This window comes from Pseudoselenomonas ruminis (genome assembly GCF_008271295.1).
In the GTDB taxonomy this organism is placed as follows: Bacteria; Bacillota; Negativicutes; order Selenomonadales; family Selenomonadaceae; genus Selenomonas_A; species Selenomonas_A ruminis.
The window spans coordinates 116,386-139,521 of record NZ_VTOY01000006.1; the positions used below are offsets into that span (position 1 = coordinate 116,386).

Here is a 23,136-nt window from a genome sequence, read left to right on the forward strand (position 1 = left end):
AGCTTGTTATAAATAAAGTTGTTTATGCTATAATAAGTGTGATTTTTGCAGGGATAAGAGGTGCGACTGGAGGTATTTATGCGATTACTCAAGATTATGCAGGAAAATGAACGATTTTCTCAGACAGAACAGGCTATCGTACAATACATGCTCGAACATCCGAAGGAAGTTGCTGAGCTTACAACCCGCGAGATTGCCGCCAAGACGTATACCAGTCCAGCGGCTGTTTTTCGTCTGACCCAGAAGCTCGGGCTCAAGGGCTATAATGAGTTCCGGATTAAGTTTACCAGTGAAATCAGCCGCGTGAATCCGGAATCGTTCAGTATCCGTCATCGTCCGGTTACGCAGAAAGATAAGCCGGAAGATGTTGTCCGCAAGATTGCCGCGCTGGAGGTTGAGGCGATTGAGGAAACGAAGAATGAATTCGACATCAACCAGCTGGAAGCGATTATGAACCGCATGGAAAAGGCGGAGATGATTGATATCTATGCCTATGACCAGAATTATGCGCTGGCCCAGATGGCTGTTTATAATTTCATGCAGGTGAAACTTCCGGTTGTAGCTTATAATTCCATGAACAGCCAGATTTCGTCGGCGCTGGTCGCCGATAAGAAGCACCTTGCCATCATAATCTCCCGCTCGGGTGAGAATCGCCGCCTGATCCGGCTGGCCGAGATTTTAAAGCGCCGTGGCGTTCATACGGTACTGCTGACCGTGTCGCCGCATTCGCCGCTGGTTAGCCTCTGCAATGAATACGTCTACATTGCCAATACGACGAATTTCCTGGACCTTGGCGGTATGCTGTTTTCGGTAGGGGTACGCTATTTCATCGATACGATTTTTGCTATGCGGCTGGCGCGCCGCTATGATGAGATTGAGTCCTTTACGGACCAGTTCGATGATGCGTGTGGCAGCCAGTACGATGACAAACGCCGGATTTGGTGAACTAGGGGCGTTGTTTCGAAAACAAGGGGCGTTTTTGTTTTTTTTGCGAAACAAACAAACAGAAGAATTGAAAACCATTGAAAACAAGAAAGTGTTTTGTTATATTGTTCTCGTCAAGAGGCTTTGGCCTCATTCGCACTCGCTTTGCCAGCGAAATTGAATTGGAGAATGATAAAGGAGCACTTATAATGGACAAACAAGCGATTTTCGATAAGTTTGTAGAGTTTATGGGACGCTTCGCAGAAATCCGGGCAGTGGCAGCACTGCGTGATGGCTTCATCATGACGACGCCATTTACCGTTTGCGGTTCGGTTTTCCTGCTTATTGCGAATCTTCCAATCCCGGGGTATCCGGAATTCATGGCAAATCTGTTTGGCAAGGACTGGACGGCACCGCTTAATGCCGTTGCCGGTGGTACGTTTAGTGTATTAGCACTTATTGCCGTTTTGGCTATCACTTATAAATACGTTGAGGCGGAGGGCTGTGATGCCATCATGGCGTCGATTCTTTCGCTGTCGACGTTCCTCATTGTGCTGCCGCCGACGGTTATGTCAAAAGGCGGCGAGGCTGTCGGGGATGTCATTCCCAAGGCCTGGGCCGGCAGCAATGGTGTTATTACGGCGATTCTCGTGAGCTTTGCCGTTTCGGCAATCTTCTGCTACTGCGAAAAACATCACTTGGGCATCAAGATGCCCAGCACGGTTCCCAGCGGTGTTACGCGGGCTTTTGAGGCCTTGACGCCGGCGTTCCTGCTGTTCCTCGGCGGTTCGGTTATCTATGGTATTTTCCATTATGCCGGTGCAACGACATTCCCGGAATTTATTTTCAAAGTATTGCAGACGCCGCTGCAAGGTTTGTCGGATACCATTATCGGCGGTTCGATTATCGCGGCGCTCCAGTCGATCCTGTTCTGGGCCGGCATCCATGGCCCGAATGTTGTCGGTGGCGTGGTAAGTCCAATCCTCATTGCAAATTCGCTGGATAATCAGGCCCTTCTCGATGCTGGCCAGCAGCTCATGGGCAATCCGTCGGCTAAAATCATCACTTGCCAGGTCAACGATGTGTTTATCAAATCCGGTGGCTGCGGATTGACCTTCGGCCTGCTCATTGCCTCCTGGCTCTGTTCCAAATCTTCCCAGATGAAATCCATCACGAAACTGGCTACGGTACCGGGCTTCTTCAACATCAATGAGCCGGTTATCTTCGGCCTGCCAATCGTATTCAACCCGTTCCTGCTCGTGCCGTTTGTGCTGGTGCCGCTGTTTGCGCTATTCATCACCTATGGTGCGATTGCCGTTGGCTTCATGGCGCCGTTCTCCGCCGTTCAGGTTCCCTGGACAACGCCGCCAATCCTCGCTGGTCTCCTGCTCGACGGCTGGCAGGGGGCCGTTATCCAGATAGTCAATCTCGTCATGGCGACTGCGGTTTATCTGCCGTTTGTGCGGGCGCAGGACCGTCATATGCTGGCGGAAGAAAAAGCCGATGAGAATACTGATGCTGTTTCCACTGCCAGTGATATTCCCCTTCACTGCGAGTGAAAACGATATATTTTCCCTACTTCCTAAATAAAAAAACCTCCGAATGGTTTATCATTCGGAGGTTTTTTTATTCTTCTACGTTTTCGAGGATGCGGATTTCGTTGCGCATCAGATATTTTTTCTGGTCCGGGCGGAAACCATTTACCAGATAGTCAAATACGACCTGCATGGCCCGGCGTCCCTGCTGGCGCGGGTGCTGGTAGATGGCGGCCTGAATGATATGGTCGCGCATCATCCGGATGGTCGAAGGGATGGTGTCGAATACGACCATTACGATGTCGCGTCGGTTTTTGGCCATGACGGCCCGTGCGGCGCCATAGGCACCGGAAGAAATGATGAACAGCGCGTTGGTGTCGGGGTGTTCTTCCAAGAGCTGACGGGTTTTCTCATAGGAAATCATGTCGTCATCTTCGTTTTCGTGGACGCCCATGAGCTGGAAGCCCTCGGTCTTTTCGAGGACTTCGAGAAATCCCTGCAGGCGCTGGCGATGGCCCTGCATGCTCTGCGAACCCATCAGGACGCCAGCGTGAATACCCGGCGGGGCAATCATCTTGAGCAGGGCACCGGCCGTGCGGCCGCCTTGGAGGTAATCGGTGCCGACATAGCAGTGGCGGCGGCAGGAATCCACGTCGTTGTTGATGGTCACGACGAATATTCCGCGAGCTACGAGGTCGTTGAGTTTTTCGATAACGCGCGGCTCGTTTACGGGGTTGATAATCAGCGCATTGACTTCGCTGGCGAGCTCGTCGATGATGCTGCATTGCTCCTCGACGTTAAAGCCGCGCATGCTGCGCCAAAGGACTTTCATGCCGTAGTTTTCGTATTTTAGCGCTGCTTTTCGCATGGGCAGCAGCACATCGTCGAAGAAGGGGACCCCCTCGGATGCAATCAGCACGCCGACAACGGGATTCTTCTTGCGGGCAGCCAGCGCCTTGCCAGCGGGGTTTGGCTGATAGTTCAGCTTTTTTGCGGTTTCCAGGACCAGCTGACGTTTCTCGGGTTTTACGTTGCCGCGATTGTTGAGGACGCGGTCGACGGTTCCGCGGGAAACACCGCACAGTTCGGCAATTTGCTTGATAGTAACCATGGGGGAGAACCTCCGTGTAATACTCGCTAAAAGCGGGCGTAGTTCAAAAAGGATGATAGAATATAATTTTCGTCGTGTTCGGGGAATATTCCTGCACGAGCACAGTTATTTTTTCCGAAAAGCATTGCGGGAAAAATTTTTTGGAAAAAAGGCAAAAAAACAGATTTTGTCGGGAGACGGCATTGGTACTGGGATGGTGGTGTTCGTGCACATGATAGAGAACAATATAAAACGTTTTCTAAACCGAAGCAAAGAATAAAAAATATGTTGACAACAAAAAAGGGAACGTGTATTGTAATAGCAGAGAACAAAATGGTTCTGTGGCTAAGGATAAGGGGTTATCTGCTGTTAAGGGGCATACTGTTTCTCTTATTGTCTGATTATTAGCAATAAACAGGATTGTTTGTAAACTATTCTGTGCACGAGAACAGAAAAACAGAGACGGAAATCCTGAACCAAGCGAGGAGGTCCCTCCCAGGGAAATGAGGTGAATGACAAGGGGGGAGATTTACAGCAGAGCCGGAAAAAATGTACTGGTTTAAGTACGAAAAGCAAAGGAGACGAAAACATGAAAAAGATCATTGCATTACTTTTGGCAGCAGCTATGATGGTCGTTGCCGCCGGCTGTGGCGGTGAACAGTCTGCAAGCAGTGGCAGCGGCTCAGGTTCAGGTGGTAAACAGATTACGATGGGCTTCTCACAAATCGGAGCGGAATCCGAATGGAGAACAGCTAATACGGAATCCATCAAACAGGCAGCAAAAGATGCAGGCATCAACCTGCAGTTCTCGGATGCACAGCAGAAGCAGGAGAACCAGATTAAGGCAATTCGTTCCTTTATTGCCCAGGGCGTTGATATCATCGCTTTCGTTCCAATCGTTGAGACGGGCTGGGATACGGTCCTCAAAGAAGCCAAAGACGCTAAGATCCCGGTCATCGTTGTTGACCGCGACGTAAAAGTCAGCGACGATTCCCTCTATGTTGCTAAAATCGGTACGGATTCCGTTAAAGAAGGCAACAACGTTTTCAAATGGATTGATGAGTACATGGCGAAAGAGAAAAAGACCCCGCGTGATGGCGGCAGCCAGTACAATGTCGTAGTTCTTGAAGGTACGGTTGGTTCTTCCGTAGCTATCCGCCGTCAGGAAGGCTTCAAAGATGCAATGGCAAAATCCGCTAATGCTGGCAAATACAACCTGCTGGCTTCCCAGACGGGTGAGTTCACGCGTCAGAAAGGCCAGGAAGTCATGGAGTCTTTCCTCAAATCCTATGGCCCGAAAATCGATATCCTCTTTGCGCATAACGATGACATGGCCCTCGGTGCTATCCAGGCAATCGAGAAAGCCGGCCTTAAACCGGGCAAAGACATCACGATTATCTCCATCGATGGCGTAAAAGGCATGTTCCAGGCTATGATTGATGGCAAGGCAAACTGCACGGTTGAGTGCAACCCGCTGCAGGGACCGCTGCTCATGGAGACGGCTAAGAAAATCCTCGCTGGTGAGAAAGTCGAAAAACTCGTCTATGTTGATGAAGGCGTATTCCCGGCAGACGTTGCAGCTAAGACGCTTCCGGAACGCAAATATTAATACCTGTTTTAATCCATCCATATAGGCAGCTTAGGATAAGGGGCCGCGCCCGCAGCGCATGAGTTCGGACGCGGCCGTTTTATCCATATAGGACAGCAATTATTTTCATTATCTTATTCCGATGGCAATTAAGTTTCCTGGTTAGGAGTGAAGGTTATGGCACAAGCTCTATTGGAGATGCGGTATATAGATAAGGTATTCCCAGGCGTTAAGGCACTATCAAACGTCAATTTTACGCTCCACGCTGGGGAAATCCACTCCCTGATGGGAGAAAACGGTGCGGGCAAATCAACGCTGGTCAAGGTGCTTACGGGTGTCTATCAGCGCGATGGCGGCACGATTGTGATGAATGGCAAGCTCATTTCGCCGAAAACGCCGAAAGAAGCGCAGGAATGCGGGATTTCGACGGTGTATCAGGAGGTAAATCTCTGCTCGAACCTCACGGTGGCAGAGAATATCTTTATCGGCCGTGAACCGAAAAAACACGGTTTTATTGACTGGAAAACAATCAACCAGCGGTCCGAGCAGCTGCTCGCGAAGCTGGATGTTCATATTGACGTAACTAAGACGCTCGATAACTACTCGGTGGCTCTGCAGCAGATGATAGCGATTGCCAGGGCCGTCGATGTCGATGCGAAAATCTTGATTCTCGACGAGCCGACGTCGTCCCTCAACGAGGAGGAGACCAAGCATCTGTTCAAGATCATGCGGCAGTTGCAGCGGCAGGGGATGGGCATCGTCTTTATCTCCCATTTCCTCGACCAGATTTATGAAATCTGCGATCACGTTACGGTGCTGCGCAACGGTGAGCTCGTCGGGGCCTATGAAATCTCGAAACTGCCGCGGCTCGAACTCATCGCGAAAATGGTGGGCAAAGACCTGAGCGCGGTCAAGGATATGGATAAATTTGCCGAAAAGAGCACGCCGTCGGAGGAGGTATTCCTCGATGCCAAGGATATCGGTGCCGTTGGCAAGCTGCGCGAGGTGGATGTCACCATCCACAAAGGCGAAGTTATTGGTTTTGCGGGCCTGTTAGGCTCCGGGCGGACGGAAACTGCCGAATTGCTCTTCGGCATTGAGCAGATTCACAAGGGTTCCATTCGCATCAACGGCAAGAAAATCAATCTGAAAAATCCGATGGATGCGATGAAGGAAAAAATCGGCTTCTGTCCTGAGGACCGCAAGCGTTCGGGTATCATTGGCGATTTGTCGGTGCGGGAAAACATCATTCTGGCCATGCAGGCCAAAGACGGCATTATGCACCACATTCCGTATGAGGAGCAGTGCAAGATTGCCGACGACTGCATCAAGCTGCTCAAAATCAAGGTTTCGGACCGCGAACAGCTCGTCAAGAACCTGTCGGGCGGCAATCAGCAGAAGGTAATCATTGCTCGCTGGCTGGCCACCCAGCCGAATCTGTTGATTCTCGACGAACCGACGCGCGGCATCGATGTCGGGACCAAGACGGAAATCCAGAAGATGGCGATTTCCCTTGCTAAACAGCGCGGTATGTCGGTGGTGTTCATTTCCTCAGAGATGGATGAGATGGTCCGCACCTGCACCAAGCTGGTCGTCATGCGCGACCGCCGCAAAGTGGCAGAGCTCACGGGGGAGGATATCAGTTCCGATGGCGTCATGAAAGCAATTGCAGGAGGTGCGGCCTGATGGATATGCTGAAGAAATTTGCAGGAAGCTCTCTGTTCCTGCCAGTAGTAGCCTTATTGGTACTGCTGGTATTCAATACGATTTTCGTCGATGGGTTCCTGTCGATACAGCTGACCGAGGACGGCCGGCTGTATGGCCGCCTCGTAGATATTTTGAACCGCTCGTGTTCACTTATCATTTTGGCCCTTGGCATGACGTTTGTCATCGCGACGAGTGGTATCGATATTTCCGTTGGTGCTGTGGTGGCTATCTCGGCCGCGGTGGTCTGCACGATGATTGGCGGCCGTGGCGATGGCGTAGCGCAGATGCCGATGGCGCTGGCTGTGCTGGCGGCAATCGGTGTCGGTGTGCTCTGCGGTATGTGGAATGGCCTGCTGGTGGCTAAGTTCAAGATTCAGGCTGTTGTCGCAACACTTATCCTCATGACGGCTGGCCGTGGTGTGGCCCAGCTCATGACCGAGGGGCAGATCATTACCGTCTATTATAAGCCGTTTGAGTATATTGCCGGTTTCCTGCCAGGCATGCCGCTGCCGACGAATATTTTCATCGCTTTGGCGATGGTCCTGCTCGTAGCGGTATTGATGAAGAAAACCAGTATTGGCCTGTTTGTCCAGTCCGTCGGCATCAATGCAACGGCGGCAAGATATGCAGGCATCAACGTAACGCTGGTCATTTTCCTCGTCTATGCGTTTTCAGGGCTTTGCGCTGGTGTCTCAGGGCTTATCGAAAGCTCGCTGATACGCGCCGCTGATGCCAATAATGCCGGTCTCAATATGGAGATGGATGCTATTTTGGCCGTAGCTCTTGGCGGTACGCTGCTTTCGGGCGGCAAGTTCTATATCGGCGGTTCGGTCATCGGTGCGATTACGATTCAGACCCTTACCACGACGATGTATGCGCTCGGTGTATCAGCTGACCAGCTGCCGGTGGTCAAGGCCATTGCCGTTGTCATTATCTGCCTGATTCAGTCCAAGAAGGCACAGGAGATGTTTGATGCGTGGAAAGCACGCCGGATGTCAAAGCAGAACGGGAAGAAAACTTCCGTTGATGGAAAGGTGGCGGAGCAGGCATGAAAAACAGGTTGAACCAGCTCATTGCATCGAAATATTTTTCATTTTTTGTCACGGTCTTGCTGTTTGCCATTCTCTATGGTGCTGGCATTGCCATGTACAAGGGCTTTATGCGTCCACAGGTATTCCTCAATCTCTTTATCGATAATGCGGCGCTGATTATTGTCACGGTGGGTATTACGTTCACGCTGATTATTGCCGGAATTGACCTGTCAGTTGGTGCGGTGCTCGCACTGGTCTGCATGGTGCTCGCATGGCTGCTGGCCAATACGGGCCTGCCTGTAGGCGTTTGTGTACTGCTCGTCATGGTTATGGGCACGGTCTTTGGTGCCGCGCAGGGCTATATCATATCGAAGTTTGATTTGCAGCCCTTTATCATCACGCTGGCCGGCATGTTCTTCTGCCGTGGCCTTACGGCCGTTATTTCACAGGATACCATTCAGATTGAGAATCCGACCTGGGTCGCTTTGGCAAGTTACCGGGTAGACCTTGGCATTGGCTTTGTGTCGATTGGCGCCATCGTGGCCCTGCTGACCATTGTCGTTGCGGCTGTCGTGCTCGGCTATACGAAGTTCGGGCGCACGGTCTTTGCTATCGGGGGCAGTGAATCCTCGTCGGCCCTCATGGGGCTGCCGGTGTTCCGCACCAAGGTTATGGTTTATGCGATTTCGGGCTTCTGCTCGTCCTTGGGCGGCCTTGCCTATAGCCTCATTATGCTGACGGGCTACAACCTGCACGGCCTCGGCATGGAGATGGATGCCATCGCGTCCTCGGTTATCGGCGGTACGCTTTTGACTGGTGGTGTAGGCTTTATCCCCGGTGCACTCGTCGGCGTGCTGATTCAGGGCGTCATCCTGACGTTCATCAGCTTCCAGGGAACGCTCTCGGCTTGGTGGACCAAGATTGTTGTCGGTGCATTGCTTTGCGTATTTATCATCATGCAGGCTTTCATCACGGAGCAAAAGAGTAAACTCTCCTCGAAGAGCTCTATGGAAGACAATAACGACCCGCCAATCCAGCCAACGCCAAGCGGGGCAGAAAGCTAATAACAATTTCATAGCATACGAAGAAAGGCCCGCTGACTGGCGGGCCTTTTGAGGTATAAATTGCAGTTTATCGGTTAGAGAGGGGGCCAGTTCGAGACAACTCTTCGGCGGCGAGGGACACAGTACCAACGCTCCGCCGGTGACAACCCGCTACAAGAAATTTTTGCCTTTTAATTAAGAGTTGGAAAACAGTTAAACGCGCTTCGCTTGAACGAAACTGCTTTTCCAACGAGAACGCCGGCAAAAATTTCTCGCTTAACGCGGAACGTCAAGGCTCCGCTTATGGTACTGTGTCCCCCGCCGCCTAGGGGGGGATTCGGCACGAAGAGACTACGCTCTCGGAGGGGGGGAGCACTGCAAAATTCGATATATCCTCAGTCGTCGTTAGTGGCAGTGCCATAAACGAAGCTTTGATGGTTTCCGTTAAGAACGAAATTTTTATCCTCCCCCTTCGTCGGAAAAATTCTATCGTCCAAGCGAAGCGCGTTTTGGATTTTTCCGATGCTTAATTTAGGATAAAAATTTCGTTTAGGAAAACATCTTGGCGTAGTGTTGGCACTGCCACTAGCGGCGAAGAGTTGCTTCGAACGTGAACTCACGAACTGATAAACTGCAAGTTGTCGTGGAGAGTATGGAATATGAAAAAGCGCCCGAGGGGAATCGGGCGCTTTTTCCAGATGTGATGTTGTGTAATGAAAAGGAAGAGAAAAATCGATTATTTGTTGATGTCAAAGTCTGCGGACTTAACATCGATAAGACTGGCTGGGTCTACATTGGAATAGACACCCGGTCTTACCTCATAGCTTTTCATATAATCGGAGGCAGAATCCATGAGGTCATTCGTGTAACGTTCTACATGTTTTTTCCACATGTCTTTCATAGTAAAATCTCCTTTGCCATACAAAAAGTATTTATCAGATTTATCTCTAATGGGTTGTTTGATGTGTCTATATTATGGCACGGCGATAAAAATTTGTGAAATACCTTGTTTTGATAACTTATAGCTTTTTCCTATTAAGGTGTGCTATACTTTAGGAAAATGGGAGATTGAAGTGGGGGGAAGAATATGACGCTTATCCAGATGCGCTATTTCTACGAGGTCTGCCAGTGGCAGAATATCACCAAAGCGGCAGAGCATCTGCATGTTTCGCAGCCGACGGTCAGCGTTGCCATGCAGGCGTTGGAAGCAGAAACGGGACTGAATCTGTTTCACCGTGAGGGCCGCAAGATTATCATCACGCATGATGGCAGTAAGCTGTTGGGAAAAATCAAGCATATCCTCGACCAGATGGACCTCTTGGAGGAGGAAATACAGGATATGGCGCACAACCGCAACCATATCCGCATGGCATTGCCGTTGCAGCTCGGAACGCAGTTCCTGCCGCTGATGCTGGGGGATTTTCGCTGGCTGCATCCGGAAATCCGGCTCGATATCATCGAATCGGGTGGTATCAGCGCCCTGCATATGGTCGAGGACGAGAAACTCGATATTGCCCTGACGAACTATGAGAGCGGTTTTAGCAACAAGCTTAACTATCAGAAGCTCTTTACCTGTGAGTGCTGTTTTGTGACGTATCCGGAACACCGGCTGGCCGGACGGGAATCGGTGTCGCTGGAGGATTTTGCCGAAGAGCCGTTGGTCATGCTTGACAGCAGTTTCTTCGTCTATCACATGGTTCATGACATGTTTGCCAAAGAGGGCAAGAAGGCCAATATCATACACTATTCTCCCTATCTGCACACCATCAAGACGATGGTAAAGAGCGGTATTGTATCGACGTTTTTGACGCGGCAGGCAATCCTGCCCGCGGATAATCTGGTGCTCATACCGCTGGAGGAACCATTCTATATCAATTCCGGTATCGTGACGAAAAAGGGACGGCAAATCTACGATGATGAGAAGATTTTGATGGATTATCTCCAGAAAATCACGAAGTCCCTGAAATAATTAATCAAACTCCAATTTTCGTTTAAGCGCAATAAAAGGTTGACTCTGTAAACTAAAACCATAACCAAGATAGTGGTAATGGTATAGGGATAAGGAGAACAATCATGAAAGCGAAATGTTGGCAAAAAGGTATGGCTGGCCTCATGGCTGGTGTAATGAGTTTTGGGATTGTCAGCACGACGGTTACGGCAACGGCGTATGCTTCCTCGCTTGATGCGACATCGAGCTGGAGTGCCCGTGAGAACCGTGACAGCTCGATTGAGGCGGAGAATCGCCGCCATGAACGGCGCCAGCGCGAGATACAGGAGCGTTACGAGCGGGAACGCCAGACAGAACGCAATATGAAAAAACAGCGGGAGCGCCAGGAGAAAATCGACCAGGAGCGCCGCGCTGAAGAAGAGCGTCATAATCAGCGCATGGAGGAAATCCGCCGCCAGCAGCAGCGTGAAGACCAGATACGCCGCGAAAATGAACGCTATGAGCGGGAAAATGCGCACCGCCGCCATGAGCGTGACACCTCGGATTCCGATAAAGGTCATTCGCAGGGCGAAGTAAATACGGCCGCCATTGTCGGAGCCGTCATTGGCGCCATCATTGGCCGGGCGACGGCATAAAAAACATCCCCATTACGGGGATGTTTTTTAGTGCTCGAAATCGCGGCAATAGCGGCGGATTTTCGGCAGACGCGAATAGAGGTTGTCACCGGGGCAGTCGGTGTCGTTGAGGTCGCGATGGCCGACAATGACCCCCTTTTTCATCGGGTCGAGGTGATATTTTTCGCAGAGCCAGGCCGTCAGCAGTTTCAGGGAGTCCAGCTGTTCTTTGGTGGGCTGCCCGAGGTTGAAGTTGCCGGCAAGGCAGATGCCGATGGACGTCTTGTTGTAGTGATAGGCATGGGCACCAATCATACCCGGGCGGCGGCCTTGTTCAATCATGCCGTTTTTGCGGATGAGATAGTGATAGCCGATGCCAGCCCAGCCGTTGTTTTTCTGGTGGAATTCGTGAATTTCGGCAGCAGTGGAGTCCTTGTCGGTGGGAAAGCCGGTGTTGTGGATGACGATTCTATCGGTTCCCGGACGCTTTTCGTATTCCGTAAACTGCAGGAAGCGGCGGTAGATGGGCGGCTCCCAGCCCTCGATGCGGGGACTGGCTGCTGCTTTGGCAAGCGGGAACAGTGGCAGCAGGTTAAAGCCGAGGGAAACAGCTGCTGACAGACGGATAAAATCGCGGCGATTCATAGTATCATCCTTTCTAACAATTGCCTTTGTATTTTAGTCTAAATCCATAGAAATTGCAAAAATATGCTAATAATTGACTTGGTCAACCGCAAAATCCTCTGTGTGAACGAAAAATAAAGATAATATCATACAATTAAATGTTGGAATATTATTCGTATACAATCGTTAAAGGATACAGGGTAACATGTATACATAATAATATGTCTATTCGGTATGTACATAATAGATAAAATGTGTTATTATGAATTTATCATAAATTTTCAGGCAAAGGGGCCGTATCTCATATCCCAATAAGGTGTGAATGCGGTCCTTTTTTGCTAGCTTGGAGGAATTATAATATGGCAGAAAAGAAATCTGGTATGAGCCTGGACAAACTGGGCATCTGGATCATTGGCGCGACCATTTTGGGCGCGGCCGTTGGTCTCCTCATGGGAAAGTCTGCGAGCATGTTCGCTCCGGCAGGCAATCTCTTCATGCAGCTGATTAAGATGGTTGTTGTTCCCCTCGTTTTGTTTTCACTGATTGGTGGTGCTGCTTCGCTGGGGAAATCGAGCAGTGCCGGCAAGATTGGTGGCTTCACGTTTGTCTACTATGGAATTACAACGGCGGTAGCAGTTGCCCTGGGCCTATTCTTCAGCGAGATTTTCCGTCCGGGCGCTGGCATCGATATGGCGGCGCTCTCCGGTGCGGCCGTACAGGTAGAGCACATGGAGGAAAGCACGAAGATTCCGGGGTTCTGGGATACGATAACGGGCTTTGTTCCGGCCAACCCATTCAAGGCTTTGGTCGATGGCAATATCCTGCAGATTATCGTCTTTGCCATGTTCATGGGCTTTGCTTCGACGTATCTTGAGGAAAGCAAAAAGAAGACGATTATCAACTTCTTCAACTATATGACAGAACTGTTTATCAAGATTATGACGGCGATCATGTATGTTGCGCCGCTGGGCGTTTTCTGCCTCATGGCCGATGCAACGGGTACCTTTGGCTATGCGGTGCTCGCCAAGATTGGCTATCTCATCCTGCTCTATGTTGCCGTGCTGGCAATTGTCACCTATGGCATGATTGGCGGTTCGGTAGCCCTGTTCTCCAAATGCACGACGTATAAGAATTTCTTCAAGAGCATGTGGAAAGTTCAGGTATTTGCCTTCTCCACGGCTTCTTCGATGGCAACTCTGCCGCTCAATATGAATACGGCCATGAAGGAACTCGGTGTTTCCAAAGAGACTACGTCCTTTGCCCTGCCGCTGGGCGCTACCATCAACATGAATGGTAATGCTGCCTACTATGCAATGGCGGCAACCTTCATTGCGCAGATGTATGGCATGGAGCTTTCGTTCTCGCAGTACATGGCCATCATCATCACGAGTACGCTCGGTGCTGTCGGTCAGGCCGGTGTTCCGGGACCGACGCTGCTGGTCGTAGCTGTTCTGGCCGCAGCCAATATCCCTATCGAGGCACTGCCGATTCTCTTCGGTGTTGACCGTATCTTCGACATGCTCCGCACGGCTGTCAACATCACTGGTGATGCCGCCTGCGCTACGATTGTCGATCGTTTCCGCGATAGTAAAGCTACGGAAATGGAACCGGCACTTCATCATTAATTGGCACAAAAAACAGGGCTGAAAGCCCTGTTTTTTTATTGGGAATCGTGTATTTTCCCCTGTAGAAGTTTTAGGATAAAGCCGGCAATAAGCCCGAGCAGGGCTGGACAGAGCCAGCCGAATCCCTGGGCGAAAAACGGCAGGATTTCGCTAAGCTGCGAAATGAGGCCATCAAGGCCCAGACTCGTGCGCCATGCTGGCGGCAGGGCCTTGATAAAGTCGAAGGCCGAGCTCAGTACTACTGCCGTCATGATGCTGCGGGTAATCAGACGGTCAAGGGAGCAGATGCGTCCGGCAAGCGAGGTCAGCGTCAGTATGATGGCAATGGGGTAGAGCATCATGAGCACGGGGATGGAAAACTGAATGATGGCCGACAGGCCGATATTGGCAATCAAAAAAGTAATGACCGCAAAGGCGATGGCCAGCTGCTGATAGGAGAATTTGCCCGGGAACATCGTTACGAAAGCTTCGGAACAACTGGTAATCAGTCCGATGACCGTTTTGAGGCAGGCAAACAGTACGATGAGGGCCAGCAGGGCGGCACCGGCGTCGGAGAAATAGAAAGAAGAAATCGATGCGAGGACGGCACCGCCATTGCCGTTTATTGGGGCGTAGCCGCGGCTTTCTGCGCCGGCAATGGCTACGAGTACATAGATAACAGCCATGAGCAGGCAGCTGAATACACCGGCTTTGACGGTGTTTCGCGCGATGGCGGCAGGCTCTTCGATACCTAGTTTGCGGATGACATCGACAACGATGATGCCGAAGGCGAGTCCGGCCAGCGTATCCATGGTGTTATAGCCGTCGAGAAGGCCCTGGAGTACCGGCGCACTGGTATAGGCCGGTGTCGGCGTAAAGGCCGTGATGGTGCTGGCTGGATGGGTGAGTGCTGTCAGCAGCAGGATACTGAGAACTGCGAGGAACAGCGGTGTCAGGATTTTGCCGGTCCAGACAAGTATCTTGCCGGGACGCAGGGAGAACCACAGTGCAGCGGCCACAAAGGCCAGCGAAACGAGCAGCAGAGCCAGCTGTTCGTTGAAGCCGGCGGGCAGCAGCGCCTTGGCACCGATTTCGAAGGGGACGGTAACGCAGCGCGGGCTGGCAAAAAATGGTCCGATGGTAAGGTAGAGGGCACAGGTAAAGATTAGTCCGAAACGGCGGCCTACGCGCTGGCTGAGCTCCAGGAGGCCGCTGCTGCCGGTGATACCGAGAGCGGTTACGGCCAGCATGGGCATGCCGACACCGGTAATGAGAAAACCGGCCAGCGCATACCAGACATTACTGCCGGCTTCCTGCCCCATAAAGGCTGGAAAAATCAAGTTGCCAGCTCCAAAGAACAGGCCGAATAACATGCTGGTGATGGAGAGGGTCTCTCCCCAGGTAAGGGTTGTTTTCACAGATGATACACTCCTAAGTTTTTTTCATGCCTATTAGTTTAACAGGTTAGCCTGTATTTGTGCAATGGATTCACAGTCAAAAAATAAATGAGAAAAATTTTCATTTTTGTATTGACAATGATTATCAATTGGGGTATATTATCTATAGGCTTTCGTTAAGGCAATTGGTTGGAGCGTGGAGGCGCTTCCGATTGCCTGGTGCATTTAGCACCAAGCTCTCCTAAAATATAATACACAGCAAAAATGGCGATTCGTACTGCTCATGCGAATCGCCATTTTTGTGTGAATTTGAAGAGATTGATAATGCCGTTTACCGCAGGCCTTTTCGTTTTTCAGCGCGGGCGATAAGTTCCCGGCCTTCGCGGAAGGCGTCGGGCAGGAAATCGTCCTCCCATTCACGGCCGCGTTTTTCGAGTCGTTTGATGTCTTTCCAGTCGGTGACAGGATTGCCGTTTTCATCCTTCATAGGCTCGTGGAAAATATGCGGATGACGGCGAATCATTTTGTCGGCAGAGGCGCGGGCTACGTCCTGCAAGGTGAATAGACCTTCTTTTTCGGCCAGGCAGGCGTGGAAGATTACCTGCAGCAGCAGGTCGCCGAGTTCTTCTTTGAGGTTTTCGGCATTGCCGGTTTCCCGCAGGATGTTGATGCCGGCTAAAACTTCGCAGGCTTCCTCGATGCAGCCCGGCTTTACGCTTTCGTGGGTTTGCGTGCTGTCCCAGGGGCAGCCATCATCGGCCTGGAGCTTTTTGACGATTGTTTCAAGCCGTTTAACTTCATCGTGATTCATAATGGACCTTCTTTTCATATAGAGGAGAACTTCTCATAGGGGTAATTATAACGCCGATGCCTGCTATTGGCTATGCGTAATAGCAAATAATAAGCATTCATAAAAAGTAATTGTATAACGCGCATGATAGTAGTATACTGTATACAAGAGCAAGATTAGCAAAGGAGCGTGGCGGATATGTTTGCTTGGGTAGAGGTTTTAGCAGAGAAAAACAATGCGATGGAGATTGCCTATAGCCTTGGTACGGACATGAATCTCGATGGGCGGATTCGCTATGATAAGGTGCAGGATGCCATTTCATTGGAGAAGCTTTCGGATGGGGCCAGCCCGCAGGCGACCCGGGACTTTATGGAGGCTCTGCGGGAACGGCTGCAGGAGAAAAAATGGGGGTCTGGCCAGGCTATCTGTGTATCTTATAGCCGCAGTGTTGAGCCGGCTATGGCGAACCGCTGGAAGATGGACAAGCAGGCGTCCTTTGTACGCTTTGGCTGATTGATATGAAAAAACACGCAATGGATTCATTCCACTGCGTGTTTTTTATTGAGAATAGGGGATAGGGACAAGTTATTTAGTTGCGGTTGAAGCCGAAGGCATTTTTGCCCGGATAGACGGCACTGCTGCCAAGCTGTTCTTCGATGCGCAGCAGCTGGTTGTACTTGGCTACGCGCTCGGAGCGGGACGGTGCACCGGTCTTTATCTGGGCAGTGTTCAGCGCTACGGCCAGATCGGCAATCGTCGTGTCTTCCGTCTCACCGGAGCGGTGGGAGACGATGGCCGTGTAGCCGGCTTTATGTGCCATCTTGATGGCTTCAAGCGTTTCGGAGAGTGAGCCAATCTGGTTGAGCTTGATGAGAATGGAATTGCCGCAGCCGAGTTCGATGCCTTTTTTGAGACGCTTCGTGTTCGTGACAAAGAGGTCATCGCCGACGAGCTGGACTTTGTGGCCGAGTTTTTCCGTCATCTTCTGCCAGCCATCCCAGTCTTCCTCGTCCAGGCCATCTTCAATGGAGTAGATGGGATATTTGTCGACGAGGGATTCCCAATGGGCGATGAGCTCGTCGGAAGTGTATTCGCGGCCGGATTTTGGCTGTTTGTAGAAGCCTTTGCCCTTGTCGCTCTTCCACTCGGAAGCCGCAGCATCCATGGCGAGTACGAAGTCGCGGCCAGGCTCATAACCTGCGTCCTTGATGGCCTGCAGGATATGTTCGATGGCGTCCTCATCGGATTTGAGGTTCGGCGCAAAGCCGCCTTCATCGCCAACGGCCGTCGTCTCGCCCTCTTTTTTGAGCAGGGACTGGAGCGCGTGGAACACCTCGGTCGACCAGCGTAGTGCTTCGCGGAAGCTTGGGGCACCAGCCGGCATAATCATGAATTCCTGGGTATCGACAGAGTTCGAGGCATGAGCGCCACCGTTTAAGATGTTCATCATCGGGACTGGCAGCTGGTTGCCGTTGATGCCGCCGAAGTAGCGGTAGAGTGGGATGTCATCAGCTTTAGCTGCTGCCTTGGCGGCCGCCAGCGAAACGGCCAGGATGGCATTGGCGCCGAGTTTTGATTTGTCTTCGGTGCCGTCGAGCTCGAACATAATGGCATCGAGGGCATAGCCATCCGAAGCATCCGCGCCGACGAGCGCCGGGGCGATGATCTCATTGACGTTGGCAACGGCCTTGGATACGCCTTTGCCGCCAAATTTTGACTTGTCACCATCGCGCAGTTCGAGTGCTTCAAACTCGCCAGTCGAAGCACCACTCGGCGCCGCTGCCCGGCCTATCGTGCCGTCTGCGAGGACAACTTCCGCCTCGACCGTCGGATTGCCGCGCGAATCGATGATTTCACGGCCAATGACCTGCATAATCTTCAAATATTCCTTCATGTTGTTACCTCCTGAAAAGTAATAGGTAAATGAGAAATGCTATCAACATAAGTATTTTAGTATATTTGAGAAGATTTATCAACTACTTTAAACAGAAACAGTGCCAGTCCGCTGCTGGCAAGAGCGGCGGCGGGGAACATGAGCCAGATGCCAATAAGGCCCCAGAGGTGGGAAAAAAGGCAGAGAATTGTGAGTGGAAACAGCAGAGTTCCGCAGAGGGAGACAATCAGGGAGAGCACTGGCCGGTCAAGGGCGGTGAAGTAGGAGGAGTAGCACATGTCAATCCAGCCAGGCAGGTAGGAGAAGGCAAAAATCGTGATGGCGGTCAGGCTGATTTCCATAAGCCCGCTGTCTTCGGGGCGGATAAAAAGCTGGACCGCAAAGGGGCTGGCCAATAACATGAGCAGGAAGGAAGTGGCGGCAATCGTCATCATTGCGATGCGCACGATACGGAAGATGATAGTCATGCGCAGGAAGCGCCTGGCTCCATAGCAGTAGCTGATGGCCGGCTGCAGGGCTTCGCAGATGCCAAAATTCAGCATGCCGAGCATGCTGTCGATGTACATGACGATGGAGAAGGCCGCCACCGCGCTTGTTCCGCCGTATTTCAGCAGGAAGATATTGAGGACAAGGCTCATGATAGAGGTGGCGATACTGCTAAAAAATTCGCTGGCGCCATTGGCAATCAAGCGGAAAAACTTCTGCAGCGGGATAGTTCCTTGGGTATAGTACAGGTCAAGCCGTTTGCCAAGAAAAAGGCTCAGGGTAACGAGCGAACCTAGTGCCAGTGCAACGCAGCTGCCAATGGCTGCGCCGGTGATACCTTGTCCCAGCCGGACGATGAGAATGTAGTCGAGAAGAACATTTAAAAGCTGGGTGGCAACATTTATCATCATGCTGGTGCGAGGCTGCCCGCAGTCGCGCAGAAAATTATCGGTGGCAAAATAGATGGGGATAAGCGGGGCAAACAGTGCGTAGATTTGCAAATAGGTGGTGCTTAGACCGATGACCTCAGCGCTGGCGCCAGGTGCTAACGTCATTACTAAAGGACGGGCAAAGAAAAAGCCTGCCAGGCCAATCAGGCAGGAGAGTGTGAGGATGAATTTGACGGAAAAGGAGAAGATGCGCGAGGCGGTTTCGCGTTCCTTTTTCCCCAGGTGAATCGCAATGTTTACCGAGGCCCCGGTGGCAATCATATTGGCAAGGGCCTCGACCATCATGATGACCGGCATGGTGATGCTGATGGCGGCAAGTGCACTTTCACCAATAAAGCGGCCGACGAATATACCATCGACTACGGCATACAGTGCTCCGGCCACAGAGGTGATAGCCGCCGGTACTGCACAGTGGAAAAATAGTTTTCGTGGTGGCAGTTTGACAAATAGATTTGTGTGCATACAGGTTCTTGCTAATCCTTTCGTAGTTCTTAATGGGTAGTATAACTATTTTACTGACCTAGGTCAATAGGAGGGTAAAAAATACTGCATCCTCATGGAGAATGCAGTATTTGATGCTTATTTGATTTTACCTGCCTGGAATTCGGTCAGGATTGTTTTCTTGGCGATTTTGCCGGTCGTCGTACGCGGCAGTTTATCCATGATGTGGAATTCGCGCGGAATCTTGTAGAGGGCCAGGTTTGCCTGCAGGAACTTTTTGAGTTCGCGGACATTGACCGTGCAGCCTTCCTGGACGCTGTAGAAGCAAGCGCCAGCCTGGCCGCGGAGTTTGTCCTCGATGCCGACAACGGCGGCTTCGTAGATTCCCGGGAACTGATAGATGAGTTCCTCGACTTCGCGCGGGTAGATGTTCTCACCCATGCTGATAATCATGTCCTTGATGCGGTCGACGATGAACAGATAGCCTTCTTCGTCAGCGCGGGCAACGTCACCCGTGTGGAACCAGCCGCCGCGCATAGCGTCATGCGTGACATCCGGCAGATTCCAGTAGCCGAGCATGACGTTGTCGCCTTTTACGACGAGCTCGCCAGCTTCGCCCTGCGGGACATCGTTGCCCTCGGCGTCGATGAGGCGCCATTTGAGACCCGGTACAATCGGGCCGCAGGAGCCGACTTTCGGTTTTTCCGGCGGGTTCATGGTGACAACCGGCGACGTCTCGGAGAGGCCATAGCCCTCGCAGATGTCGACGCCGAATTTGCCCATGAAGTCCTGCTGGATTTTGAGGGGCAGCGTGGTGCCGCCGCTGACGACGAGGCGGACCGTTTTCATATCCTCTTCGCTGGCCAGCTTCGTCAGCAGGCTGCAGATGGACGGTACGATGTAGAGGTCCGTGACCTTTTCGTCGCGAATCGTGCTGATGGTCTCCTTCGGCGTGAAGGAGTCAAGGATAACGACCGTCGCGCCGACGCTGAAGGGATAGAATACCGAGCAGGTCAGGCCGAATACGTGATACATCGGCAGGACGCAGAGAACCGTGTGCTCAGCTTTGCAGCCCATGAAGGACATCTGGCGCGTGTTGGCCACGACATTGCGGTGCGAGAGCACAGCGCCTTTGGGATTGCCCGTGGTGCCGGACGTGTAGATGATTTCGCACGGATTATCTTCGCTGAAGTATTCGGTCAGAACCGGTGCGGCAGGAATGCCGTCTTTTTTCTGGCCGATGTTGCGGATATCCATCTGGGTGACTTTGAGGTTGCAGCGCAGCTGGGCCATCGCGTCGGCGAGGTTCAGTGGCTGATAGGTCAGTACCGTTTCGATGCCGGCATCTTTGATGATGTAGGCAATCTCGCGGCTGCTGAGCTGGAAGTTAATCGGAACGACGATGGCACCCAGCGACGTGATGCCCATGAAGGCAAAGACGAACTCGGCGCTGTTGCGCGTGAACAGGCCGACGCGGTCGCCCTGGCGGACACCGGCAGCATAGAGCCGGTCGCGGCAGTTGTTCACGCATTCCTGGAATTCTGTATAGGTGAAGCGGCGCTCGTGGTCAACGATGGCCAAGGCGTCAGGTGCACCCTGACGAATAAGGTCATGAATAAACATTTCATCACTCTTTCTTTCTGTTTCAAAAAATACGGGCAGGTTTTCTGCTTGCGTTAATTTTATACTAGGTACTAATTTTTGTCAAAGCAAAAATCAGGCATCAGTACGCAGTTTTTTGAGCTTGCGGATTTTGCGCTGCTGGATGCCGACGGTGCTGTGTTGGTAGCTGTAACCGAAGTAGACCAGGCAGCCAAATGCGCACCATACGAGGAAGCGAATCCAGGTGTCAAGCGGCAGGTGAGCCATGAGATAGCCGCAAGCAAGAACGGCCAGCGGGGCAATCAGCCAGACGAGCGGGCAGCGGAAGGCACGCGGTACGTCGGGCTTGGTGATGCGAAGTACCATGACGCCGATGGCGGCGACGAGGAAGGCTGACAGCGTGCCGATGTTGGCCATTTCCGCGATCAGGCCAATGGGGGCAAAACCGGCAATCAGCGAGACAAAGATAGCCCCGAGAACTGTGACGATATACGGCGTGTGGTAGCGTTTGTGAATCTTGCAGACACGGGCCGGAACCATGCCGTCGCGGCTCATGGCGAAGAAAATGCGGGCTTGTCCGTAGAGCAGGACCAAGAGCACCGTGGTGATACCGGCAATGGCGCCGACACCGACGACGGCGGAGCCGAGGTTATAGCCGATATAGCGCAGGGCAAAGGCTACTGGCTCCGGGTTGTTGAGCTCGGTATAGGGGACGACACCGGTGAGGACACCGGCGACAATGACGTAGAGAGCGGTGCAGACGACAAGCGAGCCGATGATGCCAATCGGCAGGTCGCGGGACGGGTTTTTGCATTCCTCGGCCGAGGTGGCGACAGCATCAAAGCCGATATAAGCGAAAAATACGATAGCAGCACCAGCGGCAATGCCCGATGCGCCAAAGGGCATAAAGGGTTCCCAATTGGCCGTGTTGACATGAGGACCGGCCAGCAGCAGGAAGATGAAAACGGCCGCTAACTTGATAAAGACTAAAATCCGGTTGAGTTTCGTGCTTTCCTGCGTGCCGCGAATCAAGAAGAAGGTTAACAGCAGGGTGATCAAAATGGCGGGTACATTGATGATGCCGCCGTCAGCCGGGACGTGGGTCAGCGCGTGGCTGACTTCAATACCGGCACTCTGCAAAAGTCCTGTGACATAGCCGGACCAGCCCGAAGCCACGGCACTGGCCGTGACTGTGTACTCCAAAATCAGATTCCAGCCGACGATAAAGGCGATAAATTCGCCTAATGATGCGTAAGTATAGGTGTAAGCACTGCCTGATGCCGGCACGATGGAAGAGAACTCAGCATAGGCAAGTCCAGCCAAGGCACAGGCGAGACCTGAGAGAATAAAGGAAATCGTGACCGCCGGGCCGGCGTATTTGGCCGCGGCAACACCGGTAAGGACGAAGATGCCGGTGCCGATGACACAGCCGATGCCTAAGAGAATGAGGTCAAATGCACCGAGGGTTTTGGCCATGCCGGAGTTTTCGGCAGCGGCGCGCATCTGCTCGATGCTCTTGGTACGGAAAAGATTCATGGAGTAGTTCATTCCTTTCAATGTATAATCTGCATATAATTAGGAAATTATTGGGCAATCCAATCGCGAAATTTTTTCGGATCGCTGTTGATGACGAGTTCCTCGGGGAAGTCATACTGGGCTATCATTTCCTGCGAATAGGTATGGTTGCCTACATCTAAATCAATATGGGCATCGCTTCCGAGGATAACGGTGGTGCCGTATTTCTTGCAGGCGGCGAGAAGCTCGCCTGCAAGCTTACGGGAACCGTCACGGCTGCCACCGGGCGTGTAGGAACTGTTGTTGATTTCGAGCAGCACATGGTTTTCCTTGGCGGCCTTGGCCAGCTGGTCAAAATCGACCGGGTAGAACGGATTGTCCGGATGACCGATGATTTTGACCTTCGGGTGACGCATGGCACCAATCAGTGCGGCCGTGTTCTGCTCACGGCTTCCGGGACGGATGCAAGGGTCGTGGAGGCTCGCGATGGCGTAGTCAAGGCGCGCGAGCAGATGCTCCTTGAGGTCAACGGAACCGGCAAAGTCGAGGATGTTGAGCTCGACGCCCATGACCACATCGATGCCGTAGGCTTCAGGCCGGATGACTTTAAAGTTGCAGAAATAAAATTCGTGGAACGCGCCAGGCATGGAAGGGGCATGGTCCGCGATGCCGATGAGTTCCAGCCCTTTTTCCTTTGCCGCGGTAATCATTTCGCGAAGCGTGCTATAGGCATGGACGCTTGCGATTGTATGGGTATGTACGTCCAATAAATCTTTCATGAACGAAAAACCTCCTGCTTTGTAAAAATCACTGCCTTCTATTATAACGCTGTTGTGTAACCTTTGTCGAAGACA

At 51.9% G+C, this 23,136-nt stretch carries 20 protein-coding genes; 10 read left to right on the top strand and 10 right to left on the bottom strand.

Annotated elements, in window-relative coordinates; all coding sequences use genetic code 11:
- Positions 1-78: 78 nt before the first annotated feature.
- On the top strand, positions 79-945 hold the full coding sequence (locus FZ040_RS08795; protein WP_149171645.1) for a MurR/RpiR family transcriptional regulator: 867 nt from the start codon (positions 79-81) through the stop codon (positions 943-945).
- A 188-nt stretch (positions 946-1,133) separates the two neighbouring features.
- Positions 1,134-2,483, top strand: coding sequence for a PTS sugar transporter subunit IIC (locus tag FZ040_RS08800; RefSeq protein ID WP_149171646.1), 1,350 nt, complete (start codon positions 1,134-1,136; stop codon positions 2,481-2,483).
- A 67-nt stretch (positions 2,484-2,550) separates the two neighbouring features.
- On the opposite strand, the gene FZ040_RS08805 is transcribed toward FZ040_RS08800, so the two are convergent.
- The gene (locus FZ040_RS08805) at positions 2,551-3,570 is read right to left on the bottom strand and encodes a LacI family DNA-binding transcriptional regulator (RefSeq protein ID WP_149171647.1); all 1,020 of its coding nucleotides are present in this window, start codon (positions 3,568-3,570) and stop codon (positions 2,551-2,553) included.
- A 568-nt stretch (positions 3,571-4,138) separates the two neighbouring features.
- On the opposite strand from FZ040_RS08805, the gene FZ040_RS08810 reads away from it, so the two are divergent.
- From FZ040_RS08810 to yjfF, 4 genes are all read left to right on the top strand, one after another.
- On the top strand, positions 4,139-5,158 hold the full coding sequence (locus FZ040_RS08810) for an ABC transporter substrate-binding protein (protein WP_187620292.1): 1,020 nt from the start codon (positions 4,139-4,141) through the stop codon (positions 5,156-5,158).
- A 156-nt stretch (positions 5,159-5,314) separates the two neighbouring features.
- Positions 5,315-6,823, top strand: coding sequence for a sugar ABC transporter ATP-binding protein (locus FZ040_RS08815; RefSeq protein WP_149171648.1), 1,509 nt, complete (start codon positions 5,315-5,317; stop codon positions 6,821-6,823).
- Positions 6,823-7,896, top strand: a complete 1,074-nt coding sequence (locus FZ040_RS08820) for an ABC transporter permease (protein ID WP_149171649.1) — start codon at positions 6,823-6,825, stop codon at positions 7,894-7,896. Before FZ040_RS08815 ends, FZ040_RS08820 begins: the two co-directional genes overlap by 1 nt.
- Entirely contained in the window at positions 7,893-8,939 is a 1,047-nt protein-coding gene (gene yjfF, locus FZ040_RS08825) for a galactofuranose ABC transporter, permease protein YjfF (RefSeq protein ID WP_149171650.1), read from the top strand. Before FZ040_RS08820 ends, yjfF begins: the two co-directional genes overlap by 4 nt.
- Before the next feature lie 715 nt (positions 8,940-9,654).
- Here yjfF and FZ040_RS14000 read toward each other — a convergent pair.
- Complete coding sequence (locus FZ040_RS14000; protein WP_187620293.1) at positions 9,655-9,819, bottom strand: hypothetical protein; 165 nt, start codon at positions 9,817-9,819, stop codon at positions 9,655-9,657.
- Between the two features lie 186 nt (positions 9,820-10,005).
- Between FZ040_RS14000 and FZ040_RS08830 the strand changes: the two genes are divergently transcribed.
- Both FZ040_RS08830 and FZ040_RS08835 read left to right on the top strand, forming a co-directional pair.
- On the top strand, positions 10,006-10,887 hold the full coding sequence (locus FZ040_RS08830; protein ID WP_149171651.1) for a LysR family transcriptional regulator: 882 nt from the start codon (positions 10,006-10,008) through the stop codon (positions 10,885-10,887).
- A 104-nt stretch (positions 10,888-10,991) separates the two neighbouring features.
- A complete protein-coding gene (locus FZ040_RS08835; RefSeq protein WP_149171652.1) occupies positions 10,992-11,501 on the top strand; it encodes a hypothetical protein in 510 nt (169 codons plus the stop codon).
- 27 nt (positions 11,502-11,528) lie between these two features.
- Here FZ040_RS08835 and FZ040_RS08840 read toward each other — a convergent pair whose 3' ends face one another.
- The gene (locus tag FZ040_RS08840; RefSeq protein ID WP_149171653.1) at positions 11,529-12,125 is read right to left on the bottom strand and encodes a peptidoglycan recognition protein family protein; all 597 of its coding nucleotides are present in this window, start codon (positions 12,123-12,125) and stop codon (positions 11,529-11,531) included.
- 338 nt (positions 12,126-12,463) lie between these two features.
- Between FZ040_RS08840 and FZ040_RS08845 the strand changes: the two genes are divergently transcribed.
- Complete coding sequence (locus FZ040_RS08845; protein ID WP_149171654.1) at positions 12,464-13,729, top strand: dicarboxylate/amino acid:cation symporter; 1,266 nt, start codon at positions 12,464-12,466, stop codon at positions 13,727-13,729.
- Between the two features lie 35 nt (positions 13,730-13,764).
- Here the strand turns inward: FZ040_RS08845 and brnQ are convergent, their stop codons facing one another.
- Both brnQ and FZ040_RS08855 read right to left on the bottom strand, forming a co-directional pair.
- Entirely contained in the window at positions 13,765-15,126 is a 1,362-nt protein-coding gene (gene brnQ, locus FZ040_RS08850; protein WP_149171655.1) for a branched-chain amino acid transport system II carrier protein, read from the bottom strand.
- A 310-nt stretch (positions 15,127-15,436) separates the two neighbouring features.
- The gene (locus FZ040_RS08855; RefSeq protein WP_149171656.1) at positions 15,437-15,916 is read right to left on the bottom strand and encodes a MazG nucleotide pyrophosphohydrolase domain-containing protein; all 480 of its coding nucleotides are present in this window, start codon (positions 15,914-15,916) and stop codon (positions 15,437-15,439) included.
- Between the two features lie 177 nt (positions 15,917-16,093).
- Here FZ040_RS08855 and FZ040_RS08860 point away from each other — a divergent pair, with 177 nt between their 5' ends.
- Positions 16,094-16,408, top strand: a complete 315-nt coding sequence (locus FZ040_RS08860) for a hypothetical protein (RefSeq protein ID WP_149171657.1) — start codon at positions 16,094-16,096, stop codon at positions 16,406-16,408.
- A 76-nt stretch (positions 16,409-16,484) separates the two neighbouring features.
- Here FZ040_RS08860 and eno read toward each other — a convergent pair whose 3' ends face one another.
- The 5 genes from eno to FZ040_RS08885 all read right to left on the bottom strand — a co-directional run bounded on the left by eno (position 16,485) and on the right by FZ040_RS08885 (position 23,061).
- Positions 16,485-17,789, bottom strand: a complete 1,305-nt coding sequence (gene eno / locus FZ040_RS08865) for a phosphopyruvate hydratase (protein ID WP_149171658.1) — start codon at positions 17,787-17,789, stop codon at positions 16,485-16,487.
- Positions 17,790-17,845: 56 nt separating this feature from the next.
- A complete protein-coding gene (locus FZ040_RS08870) occupies positions 17,846-19,186 on the bottom strand; it encodes an MATE family efflux transporter (RefSeq protein ID WP_149171659.1) in 1,341 nt (446 codons plus the stop codon).
- A gap of 117 nt (positions 19,187-19,303) precedes the next feature.
- Positions 19,304-20,788 (bottom strand): class I adenylate-forming enzyme family protein, encoded by a 1,485-nt coding sequence (locus tag FZ040_RS08875; protein WP_149171660.1) that lies wholly within the window; start codon positions 20,786-20,788, stop codon positions 19,304-19,306.
- 93 nt (positions 20,789-20,881) lie between these two features.
- Entirely contained in the window at positions 20,882-22,303 is a 1,422-nt protein-coding gene (locus FZ040_RS08880) for an amino acid permease (RefSeq protein ID WP_149171661.1), read from the bottom strand.
- Positions 22,304-22,350: 47 nt separating this feature from the next.
- A complete protein-coding gene (locus FZ040_RS08885) occupies positions 22,351-23,061 on the bottom strand; it encodes a phosphatase (RefSeq protein ID WP_149171662.1) in 711 nt (236 codons plus the stop codon).
- Positions 23,062-23,136 lie beyond the last annotated feature (75 nt).